This window comes from Duganella levis (assembly GCF_009857605.1).
Lineage (GTDB): Bacteria > Pseudomonadota > Gammaproteobacteria > Burkholderiales > Burkholderiaceae_D > Rugamonas > Rugamonas levis.
Window position 1 is genome coordinate 1 of record NZ_WWCT01000060.1, and the last position, 6,637, is coordinate 6,637.

A 6,637-nucleotide genomic window follows, 5' to 3' on the forward strand; every position below is an offset into this window, starting at 1 on the left:
GGCCGGGATCGGCGGGGCCTCCGGGCGTGCCGGGCGCCGGCTGCTGGCCTTGCGAATTTGGCGCGAGGGCAGCGCTGGCGCCACGGGTGGTTTCCATGGTCGCGCGCTCGGCCGGCGTCGAAAACAGCCGGCCCAGCGTGACTTCCGCCTGCGCGGACGCGGGTGCCAGCAGCAGGGCGGCCAGCAGTGAAACCAGCAATGCGGCCCGCACCGGCATCGGGATTGGCAGCGGCGTCGGCATGGTGGAGCGGGTGGCGTGGCGCATCATGATTTGCCTTTCGCTGCTGGCAGCGCGGCCATCGCCGGCGTCTTGGGTGCGCTGTTCAGCGTGATCCAGTTCAGTGTGCAGTCGGCGCCCAGCGTCGGTGCGCCGGGCGTGCCGGCCACCACGCCGAGGCGCTTGATCGAGCAATCCTGCACCGCAAAGTAGCTATGCTGGCGCAACGTCTGGAAGAAGTTGAACAGGTCCAGCTCATGCAACAACTCCATGTGCAGGCGCATGCGGCTGCCGCGCAGCTCAAAGTCACCCAGGTCCAGCGGCGAGTCCAGTTGCACGATCTGTTGCGGTTCGATCTCGTAACTTAGCGGCGCCAGCTTGAGTTGTTCCTGCGTCTGGCGGATCGCGTCCAGCCATTCCAGCCGGCGCTCGTCGCCCACCAGTCCACGCTGGCGCAGTGCGATAAAGCGTTGCTGGTAGTTGCGGATGTCGCGCTTCTCGCTGTCCACCTGCGCGTACAGTGATGACGCAGCGTCGCGCGCGCGCTGGTTGGTCTCCAGCGTGTCATTGGCTTCGTGTTTTTTCACTTGGCTCAGCATCACGCCGGTCAGCGAAATGGTCACCGCCGCCAGCAGCGTCAGGACCGCCGTGCGGATCAACACGAATTCCGTGATCCAGTACGGCAGCGTAATGGCTGCCGCAGTTTTCTTTTTGCCGGGAACAGGATTCGTGCTCATGGCTTCCACACCAGGTTGAGGGTGAATCGCGCACGGCCCGGCGCAGCCGCCTGCGTGCCGGCTTTGCCGGACAGCTTGACCGACGACCGCGTATCCACCGGCGGCTTTTCCACTTCCACCGTCAGGCGTGGATGGCGCGCCAGCGCTTTGGCAAACTGCGTCATGCTTTCCACCGCATTGCGATAGTCATCCTGGTCGCTCGTGATTTCCGCCTCCAGCACCAGTATCTGCGGCGCGCGTTGCGGAATGCCCGCCACCAGCGAGGAAATCGGCGTAGCCTGGGTGGCGTCCTGTCCCGGCGCCGGCGCGTTGGCGCTCGGTGCGTTCACTTTCCAGTCCATTTGCAGCAGGCGGATTTGCGGCACCGCCTCCAGCGCTTCGCTGACCACCGTGGCCATGCCCAGCGGCGTGCCCGATTGCGTGGCTAGCATGCGTTCCACATTGACCGCCGCCCGCATGTTGGCGGTGGTGGTCACGCGCGGTGGAATCTCCGCCATGGTGGCGCGATAGCGCTGGTTGAAGCTCGACGTCTCTGCGGCCAGCTGCTTGCTGTCGCTATTGGCTTCGTGTTCCTGCCACAGGTTGGCGCCGGTCCACGCTGAGCCGCAGATGGCCAGTGTGGCGCTCACCGCGTACAGGTAGACGCGCGCGCGCCATAGCTTGAAGTAGCGCTGCCACAGGCCTAGCGTGTAGTGGCTGGCCGGCGCACTGTGCGCCAGCAATGCCAGCAGCGCAGGTTCGGCCATGTGGCCGGACAGGCAGTCGGCCAGATCGTCGACACCGCGTGCTGTCTTGAGGCCCACGCTGGCTGCCACGGATTCCAGCGACAGCAGGCGGAATTCGGTTTCCGCGCCGTCCTCGCATTGTTCGTTCAGCGCTTCGGTATCGGCGGCCGGCGTCACCACAACCGCAGCCAATACCTGGCCGCGCGCCATCAGGCGCTGGCTGCTCAGGAACTGCTGGGTCTTGGCGGTTTCCACGCCGATGTTGACCGGATTGCCGTCACGGTCGATGGCCGGCGTCAGGCGCGAGAACTTCAGCATGCCATTCTGGAAGTAGCTCTGCCGCCAGCCGGCCGATTGCTGCGTCACCAGCAGCAGGTGCTCATCGTTGAGACGCAGCTTGCGCACCAGTTCTTCGCTCATCAGCGTGGTCGAATACAGGCCGGCCAGTGGCATTTGCAGTTGTTCCAGCGCTTCCACCCACGGCTGCACCGACGACGGATTGGTCAGCGCCGACAACAGCACGACGTCGTCGCGGCGGCCGGCGGCTTCGCGGCCCTGCACCTCGTGATGGCGGAACGGCGTTTCGCGGTACTGCTGCATCAAGCGCCGTTGCAGCAGCTTGCGGGCGCCGGCGCCGCTGACGTGCGGCAGCGTCACGCGCTGGAAGTCTTCTTCAATCAGGTCGGCCAGGATGTAGGCGGGCGAGAAGCGGTGGTGGCTGTCGATGTAGTCCATGAAGTCATCGATGCCGCCACGGTTGTTGACGAAACAGACGCCGCCCGACAGCCGGCCGTTGTGCCATTCATAGGCGCACAGCTGTTCGCTGGTCAGATAGAATAAATGTTTGGTGAACACGATGGCCTCAGGTCCTGATCTTGCTGATCGTGTCGTAGATCGGTCCCATCACCGACAGCATGATCCAGCCCACCATCACGCCCAGCACCACGGTAATCGCCGGTTCGATCATCGACTGCACCTTCTCGATCATCTCCTTGACTTCGCGGTTGTAGAAGTAGCTGACGTTATGCAGCGCGCCATCCAGCGCGCCGGTCGATTCGCCCACTTTCAGCATGCGGATCACCAGCGGCGGGAAGATGCCGGTGTTCTGGAACGCCTGCGTAATGCCCTGGCCCTCGGAGATCTGCTGCGCCGCGCGCCGCAGTCCGGCCGCCACCACGCGGTTGCCGACGATGCCTTCCGACAGCCGGATGCATTCGAGGATGGTGATGCCGGACGCGTACATCATGGCGAAGAAGGTGGCGAAGCGCGCCAGGATAATCTTGTGCAGCACCGGGCCGACCATCCAGATGCGCAGCTTGAAGCCATCGGCAGCATAGCGCGCCTGTTCGCTGCGCGCCAGCCATGCGCGGCCGCCGAAGAAGCCGATCACCGGGATGGCGATCATGATGTACCAATAATTGATGAAGATATTCGAGACGAAGATCAGCGCCTTGGTATGCAACGGCAGCGTGTTGCCCATGTTTTTGACGAAGGACGTCAGCTGCGGCACCAGGTAGATCATCAGGAAGAACATCACGCCGGTGACGAACAGGCCGACGGCGGCCGGGTACATGATGATCTTCTTGGTCTGCGACGCCAGTTCGTCCTGCCACTTCAGCGTTTCCGACAGATTCCTGAACACCTCCGCCAGCTTGCCGCTTTGTTCGCCGGCGGTAATCAGGCTGGTAAAGGTCAGGTCGAATACTTCCGGATACGCGGCCAGCGCGGCCGAGAGCTGCTTGCCGCCTTCGATATTTTCAATCAGCCCGGTGATCATCTCGCGGAAGCGCGGATGGTCGATACTCTCGCGCAGATCGTTCAAGCCTTCCAGGATCGGCACGCCGGCGCCGGTCATCTGCTCCATGTGGAAGGCGAAGTTGATCAGATCCTTGCGGGTGATCACGCGCTTGATGGCGATGACCTTCGCGCGCGAGACGCGGCAGTCGATCAGGTCCAGTCCCATACGGGTCAGGCGCAACTCCAGATCCGGCTCGTTGGCGGCGTCCATATTGCCCGGCTGGATATGGCCGGTGGCATCCATCGCGCGGTAGAGATATTGCGGCATCAGCCCAGCCTTTCGGTGAGGTCCACCACGCGGCCGACTTCTTCCAGTGTGGTCACGCCTTCGCGCACGCGGCGCAGGCCATCGTCGATCAGGCTGTGGAAGCCGCCGGCGGCCGCTGCGTTTTTCAGTTCGCGGGTGGAGACGCGGCGCGCCACCAGTTCATCCAGCGCCGGCGTCATTTTCAGCAATTCGATGATGGCGATGCGGCCTTTGTAGCCCTGGTGCGCGCACTTGTCGCAGCCGACCGCGTGGTACAGCGTTTGCGGCGCGGCTTCTTCGGGAATGGCGAGCAGGCGGCGTTCGACATCGTCCGCCACGTGCGCTTCGCGGCAGGCGGTGCACAGCTTGCGCACCAGCCGCTGGGCGATGATGCCGATGATGCTGCCGGCCATGATATCGGCCAGCACGCCAATGTCCAGCAGGCGCGGAATGGCGCCGATGGCGGAGTTGGTGTGCAGCGTCGAATACACCTGGTGGCCGGTCATGGCGGCGGAGAAGGCCATTTCGGCGGTCTCCTTGTCGCGGATCTCGCCGACCAGGATCACGTCCGGATCTTGCCGCATCATCGAGCGGATGCCTTCGGCGAAGCCCATCTTGGACGATTCGTTGACCGAGGTTTGCCGGATCATGTTCATCGGGTATTCGACCGGGTCTTCCAGCGTCATGATGTTGACGCTTTCGGTGTTGATGTGGTTGAGGATCGAATACAGCGTGGTGGTCTTGCCGGAGCCGGTCGGCCCGGTCACCAGGATCACGCCGTCGGGGCGGGCGATCATCAGCTTGAGCAGATTGAGTTCGTTCTCGCCGAGGCCCAGGCCATCCAGCGGCACAATGCCTTTCTGGCGATCCAGCACGCGCAGCACGAAGTTTTCGCCGTGCGTGGTCGGCTGCGCCGAGGCGCGGAAGTCGATCTGGCGGCCGGAGAATTTGATCGAGATACGGCCGTCCTGCGGCGCGCGGGTTTCGGCGATGTTCATGTTGGACATGACCTTCAGCCGCACCGCCATCGCCGGCCAGTAGGATTTGTGCAGGCTGCGGATCTGGCGCAGGATGCCGTCGATACGGTAGCGGATGCGCAGAAACGATTGCTCCGGCTCGAAGTGCAGGTCGGAGGCGCTGTTTTGCACGGCGTCGGCCAGGATGGCGTCGATCAGGCGCACCATCGGCTGGCTGTATTCGTCCGAGGTGCTGCCGATGCTGGCGTAATTGACTTCGCCGGTTTCGATTTCGTGCAGGATGCCGTCGATCGACAGCTCGAAGCCGTAATACTGGTCGATGGCGCGCGAGATGTCGGACTCGTTGACCAGCAGCGGCGTAATGGTGATGCCCTTGACCAGCATGGCGCTGATCTGGTCCAGCGCGACGATGTTGCTGGTGTCGGACATGGCCAGGATCAGGTTATCGGTGGCGCGCTCGTAGACGATCGGGAACACGCGATAGCGCTTGGCCACTTCCTTGGGGATCAGCTTGAGGGCGATGGCGTCCACCACCAGGCTGTTGAGATCCGCGCTCTGGGTGTTGAGGTTTTCCGACAGCGCCTCGCGCACCGTGGCTTCGGTGACGAAGCCCAGTGTGATCAGCAGTTTTCCCAGCGGCTCGTTGCTGCTTCTCTGCTCGATCAGCGCGATGCGCAGCTGGTCTTCGCTGATGATGCCTTTTTGTATCAGCAGTTTGCCGAGGGGGATTTTGGGTTGTTCTGCCATGTGTCAGTGGGGGGCGGTACTCAGTTCATGCATGCGCTTGCGCAGCGCGTTGCGGTCGAAGCCGACGGCCTTGTCCTGCGCCAATGCCAGCGCGCGCTGGTAGTAGCCGAGCGCCAGTTTGCCCTGGTTCAGGCGGTCCAGGCCAATGGCCAGGTTGTAGGCGTAGTCCGGGTTGTCCGGCGCGGCGCCGACGGCGCGGAAGTAGGCTTGCTGGGCGTCCGGCCAGCGGCCTTGTTGCGCGTACAAATTGCCGAGGGCGAACAGGATCGGGCCGGCATCCGGGGTGTTGGCCAGGATGGCTTTCAGGCGCGCTTCGCTCTGGCTGATGTCGCCCTGGCGCAGGCCGATCAGGCCGGCGGTGGCGTCGGCGTCGTTGGGCGACAGTTCCAGCAGGCGCAGGTAGTAGCCGGCGGCTTGGTCTTTCTGGTTCTGGCGCGCGGCGACGTGGGCGGCGCCGAGCAGGGCGTCGCGGTTGTTGGCGTCCTGGGCGAGGGCGGCGTCATATTGCTGCTGGGCGCCGGCGGTGTCGCCGCTGTTGAAGGCCTGGTAGGCGCGGTCCAGCGCCGGCGCGACCGGGGCTGGCTGCACGATGCGGGTGACGCGGATATCGTCGTTTTTCGGCGCGGCCAGTACCGGCATCTGCTCAGCACGCGGCGCGGCTGCGGCCTGGATGGCTTGCTGGGCGGCGGCCAGTTCCTGTTCGGTGCGTTCCAGGCGGCGCTCCAGGTCTTGCTGGCTGCTGCGGCTGGCGGTGGTGGGGCCAAGCAGGGGATCGTCGGCGTCGGCTGGGTTGCCGGCATTGGCCGCGTCCGGGCCGGCGCCAGTGCTGCCTGCGCCGGGATTGGCGACGATGATCTGGCCGACGCCGCCAGTGCCGGTGGCGCCTTGCGGCGGCATCGGCACTGGCGGCAGGCCGGCGCCTGCGCCGGGACCGGTCAGGGCGATCCAGTAATAAATGCCGAAGCCGCCAACCAGCAGCACCAGCACGGCGATCAGGCCGATCAGGCGCAGGCGTTCAGGGTCCAGGCTGCTTGGCTCGGCCGTGGCGGCAGTGCGCGCGCGCGCGCGCGTGCCGGCGGGCGTTTTTGCGCTGGCGGCATCGTTGGTGGTTTTTTTGCCGGATGCTGCGCCGGCAGAGGCAGCAGCAGCCGTCGCCGCAGCAGCTGTGGTGGTGGCTGCCGCGGCCGCGC

6 protein-coding genes are annotated in these 6,637 nt (G+C 64.7%); all 6 read right to left on the minus strand.

The window, feature by feature from the left end:
• Nucleotides 1–199: hypothetical protein (locus GTP69_RS30405; RefSeq protein ID WP_202424639.1), on the minus strand; the 199-nt coding region annotated here is incomplete at its 3' end.
• Between the two features lie 65 nt (nucleotides 200–264).
• Complete coding sequence (locus GTP69_RS30410; RefSeq protein WP_161058365.1) at nucleotides 265–954, minus strand: hypothetical protein; 690 nt, start codon at nucleotides 952–954, stop codon at nucleotides 265–267.
• Complete coding sequence (locus tag GTP69_RS30415; protein ID WP_161058366.1) at nucleotides 951–2,534, minus strand: hypothetical protein; 1,584 nt, start codon at nucleotides 2,532–2,534, stop codon at nucleotides 951–953. Before GTP69_RS30415 ends, GTP69_RS30410 begins: the two co-directional genes overlap by 4 nt.
• Before the next feature lie 7 nt (nucleotides 2,535–2,541).
• A complete protein-coding gene (locus tag GTP69_RS30420) occupies nucleotides 2,542–3,744 on the minus strand; it encodes a type II secretion system F family protein (RefSeq protein ID WP_161058367.1) in 1,203 nt (400 codons plus the stop codon).
• On the minus strand, nucleotides 3,744–5,447 hold the full coding sequence (locus GTP69_RS30425) for a GspE/PulE family protein (RefSeq protein WP_161058368.1): 1,704 nt from the start codon (nucleotides 5,445–5,447) through the stop codon (nucleotides 3,744–3,746). Before GTP69_RS30425 ends, GTP69_RS30420 begins: the two co-directional genes overlap by 1 nt.
• 3 nt (nucleotides 5,448–5,450) lie before the next feature.
• Nucleotides 5,451–6,637, minus strand: a 1,187-nt coding sequence (locus GTP69_RS30430; RefSeq protein ID WP_161058369.1) for a tetratricopeptide repeat protein, incomplete at its 5' end; no start/stop codon positions are given.